Consider the following 16,749-nt stretch of genomic DNA (forward strand, 5'->3'; position numbering starts at 1 on the left):
GGGGAATAGGATGACTTCTTCCATCCCAGTATTAGAGAAAAAAACATTTATACGATGGTTTTTGAAAAACCATCAATTAAAGAGAAGAGAATGTGTGTGGATTTTAAATTATTTGTTAAGTAATGACCGTCTGCTTGAGCACGTCCACTTTGTAGAGGAGGCGCATTATTGTCCGCGTGCGATGGTTATGTCCTCTGTGGAACATACAGGTGTCCCATTCCGCTTCTATAAAGGGAATGTCATGACAAGTGATGCCGAGAAATCTTTTCATGATTTACGTTTGAATCCAGATGAAAGCATATTCATACAAATTAATTTCCCAAATATTCCGCCGCATATACACTACTTGTCTGTGCTCGAAGAAAATCCGTATATGCCTAAATCCCTTCACATCAGTGAGAAGGACCGAGTGATTGCAGAGCAGCTTTTGAAGGATAGTATGCTCGCATTCCAGGAGGAAAAGATCTTGCGCCAAATAGATGAGGCGCTTGATGCAGGGGATAAGGAACGTTTCTTTGAGCTGTCAAATTTGCTGCAAGCTTTGAAACATACCTCATCACAACCATGAGATCTGGAAGGAAGAGAAAGCATGTTTTTTAACGTTAAAGATATAGAACAGTTCCAATCACAAAAGCAATTCATCGACACGGCGATTGTACCGTTGCTAAGTTTAGAGTTTGCTGATGATCGTAGTAGACAAAGCAGTTCAGCGGCAGAGTTTTTAATGTCGCTTACGGCTTTTATCGAACAACAATTCAAAGGCCGGTTGCTTGTAACACCCCCATTTTCCTATACGCCAGCATTAAAAGACGCAATTCGACCAGAAACGATAAAAGATGAGCTCCAATCAGCAGGCTTTAAACATATCTTTTTTATGACATGTGACCACCATTGGACAACTATCGAGGGGGAAATAGTTGTCATTTGGATGCCAGCTATCCCTCTTGAATCAATGGATAAAGCGGTGAAGCAAAGAATCTTGGAAGACCAGCTAAAGCAGGTCATTCCAACGTTTACGAGTGCCTGGACAAGCGTCTAAACATTTGATTCATCAAATGTTCACAATAAGTCGAAAACGAACGAATGCGTTATTGACCAACCTATTTTATTGATATATCATATATATGTCCTAGTTGTTACTATTTGTAAAAGTATATGTCCGTTGGACTGACCTTTTAGTTAGAGGGGGGAAAAGGATTGAGTAATAATCGAGTAACACGACGCCAATTTTTAACTTACACAATTACAGGTGTTGGTGGATTTATGGCAGCTGGTATGTTAATGCCGATGGTACGTTTCGCAATTGATCCGGTCTTACAGACAAAAGCTGAAGGTGACTTTGTCTTAACAGGTCAAAGAGTTGATGAGCTTACGGAAGCACCAGTAAAAGTTGACTTCTCATATGAACAAGTTGATGCTTGGTACAAGTCTGAAGTAACTGACGCAGCTTGGGTGTATAAGAATGGTGACGAAATCGTAGCGCTTTCACCAGTATGTAAGCACTTAGGGTGTACGGTAAACTGGGCTGGAGATTCAGCATACCCAGACCAATTCTATTGTGCATGTCACGGTGGACGTTATGAAAAAACAGGGGTGAATGTTCCAAACACACCACCAACAGGACCTTTAGATCAATATGAAGTGTCTGAAAAAGATGGCTATTTAATGCTTGGGAAAAAATTCGCAAATAGTTTTGCATAATTTAGTTAGGGGGTACGACATCAGTGCTAAATAAAATTTATGATTGGGTCGATGAGCGTTTAGATATCACTCCTATTTGGCGTGATATTGCCGACCACGAAGTGCCAGAGCACGTTAACCCTGCACATCACTTCTCAGCATTCGTTTATTGTTTTGGTGGATTGACATTCTTCATCACAGTAATTCAAATTTTATCTGGTATGTTCTTAACAATGTACTACGTACCGGACGTAGAGAATGCTTGGAAATCAGTTTATTATCTACAAAACGAAGTAGCTTTCGGTGAAATCGTTCGCGGTATGCACCACTGGGGGGCTTCATTAGTAATCGTAATGATGTTCTTACATACACTTCGTGTATTCTTCACAGGCTCTTATAAGAAACCTCGTGAATTAAACTGGATTGTTGGTGTAGGTATTTTCGGTGTAATGATGGGCTTAGGTTTCACAGGTTATTTACTTCCTTGGGACATGAAAGCGTTGTTTGCAACAAAAGTAGGTATCGAAATCGCGGCATCTGTACCATTTATTGGTGAATATATTAAGATTCTTTTAGCAGGTGACTCGGTAATCCTTGGGGCGCAAACGTTAACACGATTCTTTGCAATTCATGTATTCTTCTTGCCTGCTGTACTATTTGCTTTACTTGCAGCGCACTTTATCATGATTCGTCGTCAAGGTATTTCAGGACCACTATGATTTAAACAATGTTTTGATGATTTTTTAAGGAGGGGACAATATGCAACGCGGAAAAGGAATGAAGTTTGTAGGCGACTCGCGTGTTAAAGCGAATAACCGTATGCCGAACAAGCCAAAAGATTATTCCGAGTATCCGGGGAAAACAGAAGCTTTCTGGCCAGATTTCCTATTAAAGGAATGGATGGTAGGGGCAGTTTTCTTAATCGGTTACCTATTATTGACTGTCGCTCACCCTTCACCACTTGAAGGACCGGCAGATCCAACAAATGCTACTTATACTCCGTTACCGGACTGGTACTTCTTCTTCATGTACCAATTATTGAAATATACTTATGCTTCAGGTGCTTATAATGTAATTGGAGCTGTAGTTATGCCGGCAATTGCATTCGGTGCTTTAGCATTAATGCCATTCCTGGACACTACACCAGAGCGTCGTCCATCTAAGCGTCCATTGCCAACTGCAATCATGCTATTAACTCTTGCTGCGATGGTATTCTTAACTTGGGAATCTGTGCATTCTACAAACTGGGAAACAATTGACGCACAAGGTGAAATTACGGATGCTGACTTAGGGCTGCTGCCTGATGTAGAAGTTGATAAAGAAGCTGACGGATATTTGATTTATGAAGCAAATGCTTCATGTATTGGATGTCACGGCGGTGACTTTGAAGGGGTTTCCGGTCCAATGCTATTAGGCAACGAATTAACGGCTGAAGAAGTTAAAGAAGTAATTGTTAACGGCCGTGGCGGTATGCCAGCTGGTCAATTCAGCGGTACTGAGGAAGAGCTTGAAGTTTTAGCTCAGTATATTGCAGGTTTAAAAGAAGAGTAGTTATAACAAGAGAGTCAGTTCGCTGGCTCTCTTTTTTTCCAATTCCGCAAAAAAAGTCGAAAAAAGATGAAACTTTGTACGAGTTGAATCGTAAGAATAGGGAGAACATACATGCAAACGTTTTTCATAAAATGCTGGTATCTTTTAACGCATCGTGCGTTTATGACTGTGGTGCTCATTATTAACTTTTTAGGTACTATTTACGGTTATTATTGGTATCAAGGACAATTAGCGGCTACTGAACCAATATTCTATATTTTTGTACCAGATAGTCCGACAGCAAGCCTTTTCTTCTGCTTGGCTCTTGTTGGCTGGCTGTTCGGCAAAAACTTTAAGCTGTTGGAAGCTTTGGCATTGATTACATTAGTCAAATACGGTTTATGGGCGGTTGTAATGAACATCCTGACATTAGCTGAATTAGGATCACTACGTCCAGACGGCTGGATGCTTGTCTTTTCCCATTTTATGATGGCAGTACAGGCAATCCTGTATATCCCGAAGTATGCATTTGGTTTTGGACATGTTGTAATAGGAGCTGTTTGGACATTGCATAATGACGTCATCGACTATGTATTTGGCCAAATGCCTGTTTATCGTGTACTCGCGCAATATGCAAATAATATTGGCTACTTTACATTTTGGCTGTCTATTGTTTGTATTGCGCTCGCCTATGTAGTGTATAGCAAGCGCAAACATTTGCAAGTGTTCTAAAAACTAGATAAAATTATCTTATAGAAAGCTACTTATAGAAAGGGAGAATATAATTGGGTTTAGGAATGTATATTGTATACTTTGCTGTCATTTTGCTTTTGCCGTTGTATGCACAAATGAAAGTAAAAAGTACGTATCGTAAATTTTCAGAGGTGACTGCACAACGTGGAATGACGGGTGCTCAAGTAGCACGTATGATTTTGGATCATCATGGGTTGACGGATGTACGTGTTGTACCTACACAAGGTATTTTGTCCGACCATTATAATCCAGCTACAAAAACGGTTGCCCTTTCGGAATCTAACTATTATGAATCATCTTTAGCTGGTATTGCAGTAGCAGCCCACGAGGTCGGTCATGCTATCCAACATAAAGAAGCTTACTCTTTTTTAACATTGCGTGCTAAACTGGTACCAGTTGCGAATATTTCTTCTAATATGTCTTGGATTTTCGTAATGATTGGGATCTTTGCTTCAAGCTCTGGGTTCCTTTTACTAGGGATCATTCTTTTATTAGCAGGTGTGGTATTCCAAGTTGTTACATTACCAGTAGAATTTGATGCCTCGAAGCGGGCGATGAATGAAGTAGTATCACTTGGAATCATTGGCAACAATGAGGAAGCAGGTGCTCGTAAAGTATTGAACGCAGCAGCAATGACATATGTTGCAGCAACAGCAGTAGCAGTACTTGAACTTTTACGTCTTGTATTGATTTACACTGGTATGCGTTCGGATGATTAGATTAACTTCCGTCCAAACAGAATTTCTGTTTGGGCGGTTTTTTTGTAGAGGAAAACTATTGATTTTTATTTTTAATTTAGGCTGTTTAGTCATGTAATAGATTCCACTGACGTATCTTGTAGAGAAAATAGAGGAGGGGGTAAATGGATTTTAGAAAAGCTAGGCTGCAAATTATACTATCTGCCGTCATAGTAATTGTGTTTATCGGTGGAATTGCTTATCTATCCATTCTCATTACTAAAAATACTTTGCCCGAAAAAGAATCAGGAAGAAGAGAGGGCGGCTATGCCATTTTTTCACCTGAACCAAAAGAACGTACGGGTGAATTTGCCAAAGAAGAATGGACGACATACGGGGGAGACTATTACAATCGACGTTATTCTGAATTAAGTGAAGTCAATCTTGGGACAATTCAGGATTTGAAACCTACATGGGCAACAGATCTCGGAACGGGAATAAATGATGATTCCTTAGGGGAGGCGGTTCCGATTGTAGTAGGTGATGTCATGTATGTAGCCATGGGATTAGGAGATGTAGTAGCATTAGATGCCAAAACGGGGGAAAAATTGTGGGGGTATCATCCAAAAATTCAAGATGTAAAGGAAGATAATTGCTGCAGTAGAACAACCCGTAGTGTGGCTGTTGCCGAAGGGAAAGTATATGTGAACCGCTTCGATGCAACGCTTGTTGCATTAGACCAGAAAACAGGCAGCGTCATCTGGGAGAAGGAAGTAGCAGATTGGCAGCAAGGATACCGTATCACCAGTGCACCGCTTTATTATAACGGCAAGGTTTATACAGGTGTGACCGGCGGAAAGGATGGTCTCACTGGATCAATGATAGCGTTTAGTGCAGAGGATGGAAGAGATATATGGACGTTTGATGGATTACCAGAAGCGTATAACCAGCTGGAAAGCTCGAATGTAGAGGGGAAAGGATTGCACGAAGAGATAGATATAGCACCTGTATGGAACACACCTGCCGTGGATTCAGAATTGGATACAATTTATTTTGCAGCTAGTCTTATGATAGATGAATCTACTAGTAAATATGAGGAGAACCAATTGTATGCTAGTCTCGTAGTAGCTGTTAATGCAAAAACGGGCGAATATAAATGGCATTTCCAGGATGAAAATGCAGAAGAGCGGTCTGTAGATGCAGCAAATCCAGTCGTTCTGTTTGATATAGGAGAAGAAGAACAGAAAAAGAAGGCCCTGGGACAGGCAGGGAAGAAAGGTTGGGTATATTTACTTGACCGACAGAACGGAGAACCGCTGTTCGAAGTTAAAAAAGACAAAGACACAGTATTTCAGTGGGAGGATCCAAAGCCGGCAGCAACTCAATCACTTTCTATCGAACAAAATGAAGTGCATTCAACTGTAGAAGATGAGGTAGTGGATGGGGATCTGGGTAATGGATTCGAAAGTCGATATACTTCCGCATTCACACCGTTTTGGGATTTTCCCATGATTGAACCTTCTCCACAATACGGGGACAATTGGCAGCCTTCCGCCTATTCTCCGAAAACAGAATACTATTATGTTCTTGGTGAGCCGGAAAAGACAGTAGGGATTAGTGAAAATAAGTCTGTGGAAGATAGGATGTATGTAGGAAATATAAACGAAAGAGCATCAAGTCGATCTAGACAGGCCTTGTTGACAGCATTCGATGTACAGACAAATCAAATTGCCTGGCAGGTAAACTGGCAGCCTGTCGAATATACGAGTATTCTTGCAACAGCTGGGGATATCCTATTTGCTGGGAACAGTAATGGTCAGGTGAGTGCCCTTCATGCTGCGACAGGAAAAGAAGTCTGGAATTATGAAACGAAGGCAGACAGCAATACACCTGCAGTAACATATGAAGTGGATGGAGAACAATATATTTCAGTATTGGCTGTTGAAGGTACTGTAGCAGGAAGTGTCTATCGGCAAAAAATCTATACTTTTAAATTGGACGGGGCATGGAACGGGATAGCAAATGATGCTTCTGCAATCGAGATAAAGGAATAAAATTAAGAAACTAATAAACGGCAGTCCCAGCACGTATAGTACACAGGACTGTCGCTTTATTAGTTGCTATAAGAGGCTATGGAGAGGTACGGTTAAAAGGGAAAATAACTAATGAATCGGCTGCTTCTGGTCATCCAGGGTAAACCCTTCCCCCGCAGCTTCCCGTACCTCGACAATCGACACAAATGCGTGTGGGTCAATCGCCATGATGGTTGACTTCAATCGAACAATCTCATTTCGTGCTACTACACAGTACAGAACATCACGATCTTCCTTTGTAAAATGACCGCGGCCATTAATAATTGTCACACCACGCCCCATCTTTTCTGTAATCGCATCGGCAATCGCATCGGCTTCATTCGATATGATGAATGCGCCTTTTGCAGAATAGGCGCCTTCCTGTACAAAGTCAATGACTCGTCCACCGATATAGACAGCAACAAGCGTGTACATCATCGAGCGTGCATCTAGGAAAGTTAGCCAAGAGATTAAGATAACAACTGTATCAAATCCGAACATCGTTTTACCCATTGTCCAGCCTAAATATTTATTAGCAAGACGTGCAAAAATATCAACTCCGCCCGTCGTCCCGCCAAAGCGGAATACGATTCCGAGACCTATCCCGATAAATACACCGGCGAATAATGCTACAAGCAGCTTGTCGTCCTGTAGATTCATCTGGAATTCATAGGCTTGGAACAGCTTTAAAAACAAGGAAACGGCAATTGTACCGATTAATGTATAAATAAAAGTACGACGACCGAGCAGCTTCCAGCCAAGGATAAACATAGGGATATTCAATAAAAGATTCATAAGAGCAGGATCCCAGCCGAGAGTAAAGTAAAGAATTAAGGTAATTCCGCTAAAGCCGCCTTCCCCTAGCTCATTCTGCATATTAAAATGAACAAAGCCAAAGCTGAATACAGCTGCGCCAAACAGAATGCCTATAATATTTTTTAATTTGATTCCTTTCACAAAAAGACCTCCTTTGTCAGATAATGATAAAATATTCTGAAAACTAGTAACTATTTGTGCAACAATGGCAGTATCCTCATTATGTTGCATTTTTCATGTTTTGACAACACAGCGCCATTTCCTATACGATAACAGAGAGGGGTGAATGCATGGAACCAGTAACTTTAACGCAATTACAACACAAAGTTGGTGCATACATCGGCCAGTACGAGGAAGGATATTTCCCGCCGTTTGAAATGCTTGCCCGTCTTGCGGAAGAGCTAGGCGAGCTTTCAAGAGAAGTCCAGCATGTATATGGCCATGTAAAAAAGAAGCAGGTAGACCACAATAATATAGAAAAGGAACTGGGAGACCTCTTCTTTACACTCATTTGTTTTGCTAATGCGCAAGGGATTCGACTAGAAGATGCACTACACCAAGTACTACATAAATTCGAAACGAGAGATAAAGATCGTTGGACACGAAAGGAAGAAAGACATGATTAAGGTAGCAATTGCCGGAGCACGGGGAAAGATGGGCATGGAAGCTGTACATACAGTGATGAAGCGTGAAGGAATGAAGCTTGTGTCTGTCCTGGATTATAAAGAAGTAGGAGCGACATTAGCAGAGCTGGATGCTTTCCCAAGTACTTATGAAGTACCCATCTTTACTGATTTTGCACAGCTTGTGGAGGAAACAAAGCCGGATGTACTCGTTGATCTGACGAATCCCCATTCCGTCTATACGCATACGAAACAGGCTTTGGAGCTCAATGTTCGACCTGTAATTGGAACAACTGGATTTACTGATGAACAGCTCATAGAACTAAAAGAACTTGCAGCTAGAAAACGAATCGGAGCGATCATTGCCCCAAATTTCGCGATTGGTGCAATTCTGATGATGAAATTTGCACGTGAGGCTGCAAAGTATTTACCAGATGTCGAGATTATTGAAATGCATCATGATAAAAAGCTGGATGCGCCAAGCGGTACGGGCTTAAAGACAGCTCAAATGATTGCGGAAGTACGCCAGACAAAAACACAAGGTCATCCAAACGAGAAGGAAACACATGAAGGAGCCCGGGGTGCAGAATTTGAAGGAATGAGAATCCACTCAGTTCGTCTGCCTGGACTAGTAGCTCACCAGCAAGTATTATTTGGCGGTGAAGGTCAACTACTGACAATTCGTCATGACTCATTAAACCGAGAGTCCTTTATGAGCGGCGTCGCATTTTGTATTGAAACGGTTATTGGGATGGAAAGTCTCGTATACGGCCTAGAAAACATTATTTAAGCAGGTGGAAGAATGAAAATTGCATTGATTGCACATGACCGAAAGAAAGATAATTTAGTTCAGTTCGTCATCGCGTACCGTCATATTTTTGATGAGCATGAACTTTTTGCAACAGGGACGACTGGGCAGCGCATTATGGATGAAACAGGGCTTGAAATTACGCTCCTGCGTTCAGGTCCATTAGGCGGCGACCAACAGATTGGTGCTATGATTGCCAATAATGATATGGATATGGTGTTCTTTTTCCGTGATCCATTGACGGCACAGCCGCACGAGCCGGATGTAAAGGCGCTTGTTCGTTTATGCGACCTGTATCATATCCCTCTGGCAACAAATATGGGAACGGCAGAAATTCTTTTAAAAGGATTAGATGCAGGGTTGGTCGATTGGCGACTGATTCAAGAAAGACGACAATAAGAATCTGGATTAGGGAAAGGATGTAAAACGGATGCGAAAATTAAAGATTGGTATTACGTGTTATCCAACAGTCGGCGGTTCAGGTGTAATTGCAACAGAATTAGGAAAGATGCTGGCAGAGCGGGGCCATGAGATTCATTTCATTACCTCTAGCGTACCATTCCGATTGAATAAGATTTATCCAACCGTTTTTTTCCACGAAGTTGAAGTAAATAATTATTCTGTATTCCAGTACCCACCATACGATATTGCATTAGCAAGCAAAATGGCTGATGTTATCAAAGAAGAGAAATTAGATATTTTACATGTACATTATGCTATTCCGCATGCAGTCTGTGCCGTATTAGCGCGTGATATGAGCGGTGAGGATATCGGCATTGTCACAACCCTTCATGGAACGGATATTTCAGTGCTCGGAGAGGATTCTACACTTGCACCGGCAATTAAATATGGCATTGATCATTCAGACATCGTGACGACCGTATCAAATGCACTGAAGGAAGAGACGTACGAACGTATCGAGACAGTAAAGCCAATCGAAACGATTTATAACTTCGTTGATGAGGATGTATTCCATCCAATGAACGGTGCAGATTTAAAGGCACGTTTTGGTATTAGGGAAGATGAGCGGGTGCTTATCCATGTATCAAACTTCCGAAAAATAAAAAATATACCACACATCATTGAAGCTTTTATGAAAGTAAGGGAAGCCATGCCGGCGAAGCTTCTACTTGTAGGGGACGGACCGGAGAAACACCGTGTGATGGATCAGGTGAAAGGGTCCCCTTATCCAGACGATGTGCTGTTTTTAGGGAAGCAGGAAAATGTTGCTGAACTGTTTTCTATTAGTGACTTAAAGCTTTTGCTGTCAGAGAAAGAATCATTCGGACTCGTATTATTGGAAGCGATGGCCTGTGCGGTGCCGGGCATCGGTACGAATATTGGCGGTATTCCAGAAGTCATCAAACATGGGGAGAACGGATTCATTGTAGAGCTCGGTGATATTGATGCAGTAGCACGTTATGCAATTGAACTGCTAAGTGATGAGGAAAAGCTTTCCCAATTCCGTCTTCACGCGCTAGAGGCAGTACAGACAAAATTTAAATCAGAAGCAATCATTGAGCAATATGAAAAACTTTATGAAAGGCTGGCATCGGTAAGAATATGAAGCAACATTGGCAAGCGGCGAAACAGGTAATCAGAAAGCTTGAGGAAGCTGGCTTCGAAGCAGTATTTGTTGGGGGGGCTGTTCGAGATGCTTTGCTTGGGCGTCTAGGCCATGATGTCGATGTGGCGACAAGTGCATTGCCGGAGGAAGTAAAGACAGTCTTTGGCAAAACTGTCGACATAGGAATCGAGCATGGTACGGTTCTTGTGCTAGATGCAGGAGAACCGATTGAGGTGACAACGTATCGGACAGACGGCGAATACGTGGACCATCGTCGGCCAGATGGCGTTGTTTTTGTGCGTTCATTAGAAGAGGACTTGAAACGCCGGGATTTTACAATGAATGCGATCGCGATGGATGCAGATGAACGAATCATTGATTTATATGGCGGTCGAGAGGATATTGCCAATCAAATCATTCGGGCTGTAGGAATTCCTTCTGAACGTTTTGCAGAAGATGCACTCCGTATGCTGCGAGCTGTCCGTTTTTCCGCACAGCTCGGCTTTTCCATTGAAGCTGCGACCTTGTCAGCAGTAAAGGAACACGCTCACGAGATAGCCTTTGTTGCACGTGAACGTATTGCAGCAGAACTAGAGAAAATATGGATTAGTCCTTTACCGAAAACGGGCATTGATTCACTCATAGAAAGCGGCTTAGCTGATCATTTGCCGGGAAATATAGCGGCTCATCAGGAAAAATGGGCTTCTTTCCAAACGGAGAAAGCGGCTGTTGGCTGGGCTTTCTTATCATTTTTAAATGATGCGCAGCAGGATATTGTACAGTCTTACCGTCTATCCAATAAAATAAAAGATTTTATTAAGTATGTACTGGAGGCCCACAAAAAGCTGGAGGCTGGCTGGCTCCCTCTTGATTATTTCACATACGAATTAGAGGTGCTTGAGACAGCATATGACTTTGCGGTTTGGACAGGAAACATCCCATCTTTCCGAAAAGAGGAGATTTCATTCAAACAGGCTTCGTTACCGATTCAAGCAAAGCAGGAGCTTGCTGTCAACGGCCATGACTTCATTGAATGGCATGGAGGAAAAGGTGGCCCTTGGCTGAAAGAAGCGATGGATAATGTTTTACAGCACGTGCTCAACGGTGAGGTCCAAAACAATAAAGAGCAGATAAGGGATTGGTTCATATATGACTTTCTCAATAAAAGATGAATTATTAGCAAGACTACTAAAAGCAGGCGGGGAGCCAATTTCCGGGCAGCAGCTGGCAAATGACTTCGGTGTATCACGTACAGCGATTTGGAAGCATATTCAGGTTTTGCAGGAAGAAGGATACATACTCGAAACGGTGAAGAAAAAGGGATATGTCTTAAAGAGTGCCCCTGACCGAATGGATGGCGCACGCATTCAGGCATTTCTGGAGACAGAGCGTGTTGGACAAGTCATTCACCATTTCGGTACAGTGGATTCAACCCAAATCCTCGCCCATGGCTTTGTAAGGGACGGGGTAGCAGACGGCACTGTTGTCATTGCGGAAGAACAGACGGCTGGACGTGGCCGTATGCTTCGGCCATGGGAATCTACTGCTGGAAAAGGTGTGTGGATGACTGTGATTCTGAAGCCGGATGTACCGCCGCATCAAGCTCCTCAGTTTACTTTGGTAGCCGCAGTCGCGATTGTCAATGCGATGAAGGCTTTATATCCAGAACTCGAACCAGAAATCAAATGGCCGAATGATATTTTGCTAAACGGCCGAAAGTGTACAGGTATTTTAACAGAGATGGTAGCTGAGGCAGATTGTGTACAGGCACTGCTGATTGGTATTGGCATCAATGTGAATCAGAAGGTGGAGGATTTTCCAGAGGAACTGCATACTATTGCTACTTCTATTTCCGCGGAGCTCGGCAGGGAAGTGGATCGCGCAGAATTTGTAGCCAAGGTTCTTTATTACTTGGAGTCCTACGGCGACCAATATGTAAAGAAGGGCTTTGCTCCGATTAAAGCTTTATGGGAAAAAGCATCAGCAACAATCGGAAGACATGTGCGCGCTACAACGCTGCGTGAGGTAATTGAAGGTGTAGCTGTTGGTATTACGGAGGCCGGGGTACTAGAGATCAAAACGGCTTCTGGTGAAATAAAAGGTGTCTATTCGGCAGATATTGAGCTATGCTGATTCCTTGTATTACTAGAACACCAAAATTTTAAAAACTGTACGTCTTCATGTAAAATTGTTATATTAATAGTTGGACAGTATCCTTTGTGAACTGTACCTGCTTTACTCAATTTTATGAAGAGTCTGCCTTGATCTATTTTAGACAGGGACGGAAGAAAACGAAGCGTACAACACACAAGCGCTGCCCTTCTGTCCATTACCGGATGGAAGGGTTTTCTTGTTTTCTTCAATGAACTTGAAGGAGGAACATATGAAAACAACAAGCGATTTCTTGAAAATGAAGCAACAGGGTGAAAAGATCGTCATGATTACAGCATACGATCACCCGGCGGCAAAATTCTCGGAGGATGCAGGCGTCGATATGATTTTAGTAGGCGATTCGCTAGGTATGGTTGTGCTTGGTTATGAGTCGACGATGCCAGTAACGGTGGAGGATATGATTCACCACAGTAAGGCGGTTCGCCGCGGTGCGAAAGATACATTCATCGTAGTAGATATGCCATTTGGTTCGTACCATGGAAATATTAATGACACATTGAAGACAGCTGTTCGGATGATGCAGGAGACAGGAGCTGACGCGCTGAAGGTAGAAGGCGGCGATGAAGTAATCGATGTCATTAAAAAGCTGACGAGTGCTGGTATTCCGGTTGTTTCCCATCTTGGATTGCAGCCGCAGTCTGCCGGTGTATTAGGCGGTTATAAGGTACAAGGGAAAACAAAAGAACAGGCAGAGAAGCTGGTTGAGGATGCGCTGTTAGCTGAACAGGCTGGCGCATGTGCGGTTGTATTAGAGTGTATTCCACATCAATTAACGGCCGTAATTTCAGATAAATTGACAGTACCGACAATTGGTATTGGAGCAGGTCCAGAAGCTGATGGGCAAGTGCTTGTATTCCATGACCTGCTAATGTACGGAAAGCATCATATTCCAAAGTTCGTGCAAGGGTTCGCGTTTGTGGGAGACGAAGTGGCACGTGGTATTGAAGGATATACAAAAGCTGTGAAGTCTGGGGCATTCCCTACGCTTGCACAAAGCTTCACAATGAAGGAAGAAGAATTGAACGGTTTATATGGGGGCGCAGTTAAATGATCGAAACAGCAACAAAAATCGTCTCGACAATTGCCGATTTGAAGGAAATTGTACAAAAGGCAAAGCAACAAGGTAAAACAATTGGTTTAGTACCGACGATGGGCTATCTTCATGAGGGTCACTTAACACTGGCAAGCAATGCACGTAAGGAAAATGACCTCGTGATCATGAGTATTTTTGTAAACCCAACACAGTTTGGGCCGAATGAAGATTTTGAATCATACCCGCGTGATTTACCTCGTGATACGAAGCTTGCTGAATCGGTTGGAGTTGATGTCATTTTTGCCCCTTCTGTAGAAGAAATGTATCCAACAGACGGCGGAATTTACATCCGTGCTGGACGTCAGTCAGAAATCTTGTGCGGTGCAAGCCGGCCAGGACATTTTGATGGGGTACTGCAGGTTGTCGCGAAGCTCTTCCATCTTGCTGAGCCTACTCGTGCTTATTTTGGTCAAAAGGATGCACAGCAGGTGGCAATCATTCAGACGATGGTACGTGACTACAATTTCCCGCTTGAAATTCGTACAGTACCGATTGTGCGTGAAGAGGACGGATTAGCGAAATCCAGCCGGAATGTGTATTTAACAGAGCAAGATCGTACAGAGGCACCGGCCATTTTTGCTGCGCTGAACATGGCGAAGGAAGAAATGCTTGCTAGCGGAAATGCAGAGCAGGCGATTGCTAAAGCGACTGCTCATATTGAATCACAGACAAGCGGCAAAATTGACTACCTGGAATGCTTATCGTATCCTGATTTAGCATCAATCAATGACAAGACAACAGACGTACTACTTGCTGCAGCAGTGTATATTGGAAAAACGAGACTGATCGACAACTTAATGTTTTCACTCAAAGGAGAAATGAAGTAATGTTTAAAACGATGATGAGCGGAAAAATTCACCGTGCAACAGTAACACAGGCGGATTTAAACTATGTAGGGTCCATTACAATTGACGAAAATATTATGGACGCTGTAGGCATTGAAGCGAATGAAAAAGTGGCGATCGTCAACAACAATAACGGTGCCCGTTTTGAAACATATGTCATCAAAGGGGAGCGCGGCTCAGGTGTTATTTGCCTAAACGGGGCAGCAGCTCGCTTAGTTCAGCCGGGTGACATCGTGATCATCATGTCTTACGTATTAGTTGATGCTGAGGAAGCGAAGCACCACAAGCCAAAAGTGGCAATTATGGATGAAAATAATAATATTAAAGAAATGATCAACTACGAACCAGAAGCAACAGTATTATAAAAATAACTGGGAACCTGCCTTTACGGGCGGGTTCCTTTTTCATGCAGCTATTCAGCAGGGATAGGTTCTAGCAAACTTGATAATTAAGGAAAAGTTGTTAGCCTTGTGTATAGAGCGCTAAAACCTTATAATTACATTTTGTATTAAGCTGGCATATTAGCAGACTCTGAAATATGAGCAGCTTTGATACAGTATGAAGAAGGAAGAAGGTTTACAATGGAACAGATAAAAAAAGCGCCTATTTTAGCTTCTTTTTTAATTGCCGGATTTGTCGGGCTATTCAGTGAGACAGCGTTGAATATGGCATTACAGCAGTTAATTACAGATCTTGGAGTAGAGCCAACCACAATTCAATGGTTAACGACTGGCTACTTGTTAACATTAGGCGTACTAGTACCGATTTCGGGATTACTTGTGCAGAAATTCAGCACTCGCAAATTATTTATGACATCTCTGGCATTCTCCATTATTGGAACATTTATTGCAGCACTTGCGCCAACTTTTGAAATATTATTAGTTGCCCGTGTTATACAGGCTATTGGTACAGCAGTTTTATTACCAGTAATGTTTAATACAATCCTGCTAATTTTTCCGGTTGAAAAGCGTGGTTCGGCAATGGGGTTAATGGGGCTGGTTATTATGTTTGCACCAGCTATCGCACCAACTGCTTCAGGGGTCATTTTAGAATACTTAACTTGGCATTATATTTTCTGGATCACGCTTCCTCCATTAGTATTTGCATTTATTTTTGGTTATTTGTATATGCAAAACGTTGGAGAATTAACGCATCCTAAAATTGACTTTTTATCAGTCGTATTCTCTACAATCGGATTTGGTGGAATCGTGTACGGATTCAGTATTGCAGGAGAAGAAGGCTGGGGAGGCACAAGTGTAATCATCACGATTATAGCAGGTGCTATTGCTCTTGTACTATTCTCGCTTAGACAAATTAAGCTAGATAAACCGATGATTAACCTCCGTATTTTAAAATACCCAATGTTTGTAATTGGTTTACTCTCCGTATTTATCGCATTTATGTGTATTTTATCTACAATGATTCTCCTACCGTTGTATTTACAATCAACACTTTTATTAGCCACTTTTACGGCAGGTCTGTTATTGCTGCCTGGCGGATTAATAAATGGTATTTTCGCTCCGATTGTTGGACGTCTATTTGATAAGTTCGGCGCACGCGTTCTTGTAATACCAGGTTTTTTAATTATTATTGTAACGTATATTTTCTTTATCCAAATTGATGATACAACATCAAAGCTGCAAATAATTATACTTCATAGTATATTAATGATTGGCGTATCTCTTGTGATGGCACCTGCTCAGACGAATGGTCTAAACGAACTTCCTCGAGAGCTATATCCTGATGGTACAGCGTTAATGAATACGCTTCAGCAAATTTCGGGCGCTATAGGGACAGCTGTCGCGATTACAATCATGTCATCTGCACAGGAAAATTATATGATTGAAAACCCTGCGGCCAATGTACTAGATGGCTTTATCCATGGTGTGCAATCCTCGTTTACATTCGGGTTGATTATGGCAATTATCGGTCTCGTATTAGCACTGTTTATTAAAGGTAAAAAGAAGTTAGCATAAAGTTTTTATCTATGAATAAAACGACTGACCATTTATAAACAAGTTTGATTTAAAATCCTGCATGGATTATTATGCAGGATTTTTTTATTCTGCATGTTGTATAGAAAAGTAAATACATATTTATTTATAATGCAATT

Annotated in this window: 19 protein-coding genes; 18 read left to right on the forward strand and 1 reads right to left on the reverse strand. The window is 42.1% G+C overall.

The genetic code is table 11. The annotated features are described in order from the left end of the window. Nucleotides 1-10: 10 nt before the first annotated feature. The 8 genes from AA0Y26_RS05960 (at nt 11) to AA0Y26_RS05995 (ending at nt 6,694) form a co-directional block, all read left to right on the forward strand. A complete protein-coding gene (locus AA0Y26_RS05960; RefSeq protein ID WP_413366004.1) occupies nt 11-568 on the forward strand; it encodes a ReoY family proteolytic degradation factor in 558 nt (185 codons plus the stop codon). A 21-nt stretch (nt 569-589) separates the two neighbouring features. Continuing rightward, a complete protein-coding gene (locus AA0Y26_RS05965) occupies nt 590-1,039 on the forward strand; it encodes a YpiF family protein (RefSeq protein ID WP_413366006.1) in 450 nt (149 codons plus the stop codon). Nucleotides 1,040-1,197: 158 nt separating this feature from the next. Continuing rightward, nucleotides 1,198-1,701 carry a ubiquinol-cytochrome c reductase iron-sulfur subunit gene (locus tag AA0Y26_RS05970; RefSeq protein ID WP_413366008.1) on the forward strand — a complete coding sequence of 168 codons (504 nt, stop codon included), beginning with the start codon at nt 1,198-1,200 and terminating at the stop codon, nt 1,699-1,701. A gap of 23 nt (nt 1,702-1,724) precedes the next feature. Then, nucleotides 1,725-2,399, forward strand: a complete 675-nt coding sequence (gene qcrB / locus AA0Y26_RS05975) for a menaquinol-cytochrome c reductase cytochrome b subunit (protein ID WP_413366010.1) — start codon at nt 1,725-1,727, stop codon at nt 2,397-2,399. 40 nt (nt 2,400-2,439) lie between these two features. Further along, nucleotides 2,440-3,231: a c-type cytochrome gene (locus AA0Y26_RS05980; RefSeq protein ID WP_413366012.1), complete on the forward strand. Its 792-nt coding sequence runs from the start codon at nt 2,440-2,442 to the stop codon at nt 3,229-3,231. A 111-nt stretch (nt 3,232-3,342) separates the two neighbouring features. Beyond that, complete coding sequence (locus AA0Y26_RS05985; protein ID WP_413366014.1) at nt 3,343-3,942, forward strand: DUF1405 domain-containing protein; 600 nt, start codon at nt 3,343-3,345, stop codon at nt 3,940-3,942. Between the two features lie 65 nt (nt 3,943-4,007). Further along, nucleotides 4,008-4,682, forward strand: coding sequence for a zinc metallopeptidase (locus AA0Y26_RS05990; RefSeq protein ID WP_413368078.1), 675 nt, complete (start codon nt 4,008-4,010; stop codon nt 4,680-4,682). A 143-nt stretch (nt 4,683-4,825) separates the two neighbouring features. Beyond that, nucleotides 4,826-6,694: a PQQ-binding-like beta-propeller repeat protein gene (locus AA0Y26_RS05995; RefSeq protein ID WP_413366016.1), complete on the forward strand. Its 1,869-nt coding sequence runs from the start codon at nt 4,826-4,828 to the stop codon at nt 6,692-6,694. 108 nt (nt 6,695-6,802) lie between these two features. Here the strand turns inward: AA0Y26_RS05995 and AA0Y26_RS06000 are convergent, their stop codons facing one another. After that, nucleotides 6,803-7,669 (reverse strand): YitT family protein, encoded by an 867-nt coding sequence (locus tag AA0Y26_RS06000; RefSeq protein ID WP_413366018.1) that lies wholly within the window; start codon nt 7,667-7,669, stop codon nt 6,803-6,805. A gap of 149 nt (nt 7,670-7,818) precedes the next feature. Between AA0Y26_RS06000 and AA0Y26_RS06005 the strand changes: the two genes are divergently transcribed. From AA0Y26_RS06005 to AA0Y26_RS06050, 10 genes are all read left to right on the forward strand, one after another. After that, on the forward strand, nt 7,819-8,154 hold the full coding sequence (locus tag AA0Y26_RS06005; RefSeq protein ID WP_413366020.1) for a nucleotide pyrophosphohydrolase: 336 nt from the start codon (nt 7,819-7,821) through the stop codon (nt 8,152-8,154). After that, nucleotides 8,147-8,941 carry a 4-hydroxy-tetrahydrodipicolinate reductase gene (gene dapB / locus AA0Y26_RS06010; RefSeq protein WP_413366022.1) on the forward strand — a complete coding sequence of 265 codons (795 nt, stop codon included), beginning with the start codon at nt 8,147-8,149 and terminating at the stop codon, nt 8,939-8,941. The genes AA0Y26_RS06005 and dapB overlap by 8 nt, the downstream gene beginning before the upstream one ends. 12 nt (nt 8,942-8,953) lie before the next feature. After that, complete coding sequence (gene mgsA, locus AA0Y26_RS06015) at nt 8,954-9,358, forward strand: methylglyoxal synthase (protein ID WP_413366024.1); 405 nt, start codon at nt 8,954-8,956, stop codon at nt 9,356-9,358. Nucleotides 9,359-9,389: 31 nt separating this feature from the next. Further along, nucleotides 9,390-10,526: an N-acetyl-alpha-D-glucosaminyl L-malate synthase BshA gene (bshA, locus tag AA0Y26_RS06020; RefSeq protein WP_413366026.1), complete on the forward strand. Its 1,137-nt coding sequence runs from the start codon at nt 9,390-9,392 to the stop codon at nt 10,524-10,526. Then, nucleotides 10,523-11,698, forward strand: a complete 1,176-nt coding sequence (locus tag AA0Y26_RS06025) for a CCA tRNA nucleotidyltransferase (RefSeq protein ID WP_413366028.1) — start codon at nt 10,523-10,525, stop codon at nt 11,696-11,698. The genes bshA and AA0Y26_RS06025 overlap by 4 nt, the downstream gene beginning before the upstream one ends. Beyond that, nucleotides 11,676-12,659 (forward strand): biotin--[acetyl-CoA-carboxylase] ligase, encoded by a 984-nt coding sequence (locus AA0Y26_RS06030; protein WP_413366030.1) that lies wholly within the window; start codon nt 11,676-11,678, stop codon nt 12,657-12,659. Before AA0Y26_RS06025 ends, AA0Y26_RS06030 begins: the two co-directional genes overlap by 23 nt. A 250-nt stretch (nt 12,660-12,909) precedes the next feature. Beyond that, a complete protein-coding gene (gene panB / locus AA0Y26_RS06035) occupies nt 12,910-13,749 on the forward strand; it encodes a 3-methyl-2-oxobutanoate hydroxymethyltransferase (RefSeq protein WP_413366032.1) in 840 nt (279 codons plus the stop codon). Beyond that, complete coding sequence (gene panC, locus AA0Y26_RS06040; RefSeq protein WP_413366034.1) at nt 13,746-14,618, forward strand: pantoate--beta-alanine ligase; 873 nt, start codon at nt 13,746-13,748, stop codon at nt 14,616-14,618. The genes panB and panC overlap by 4 nt, the downstream gene beginning before the upstream one ends. After that, entirely contained in the window at nt 14,618-15,001 is a 384-nt protein-coding gene (gene panD, locus AA0Y26_RS06045; protein WP_413366036.1) for an aspartate 1-decarboxylase, read from the forward strand. Before panC ends, panD begins: the two co-directional genes overlap by 1 nt. 216 nt (nt 15,002-15,217) lie before the next feature. Next, nucleotides 15,218-16,612: an MDR family MFS transporter gene (locus AA0Y26_RS06050; protein ID WP_413366038.1), complete on the forward strand. Its 1,395-nt coding sequence runs from the start codon at nt 15,218-15,220 to the stop codon at nt 16,610-16,612. Nucleotides 16,613-16,749: the final 137 nt, after the last annotated feature.

This window comes from Lysinibacillus canaveralius (genome assembly GCF_047301505.1).
Lineage (GTDB): Bacteria > Bacillota > Bacilli > Bacillales_A > Planococcaceae > Lysinibacillus_B.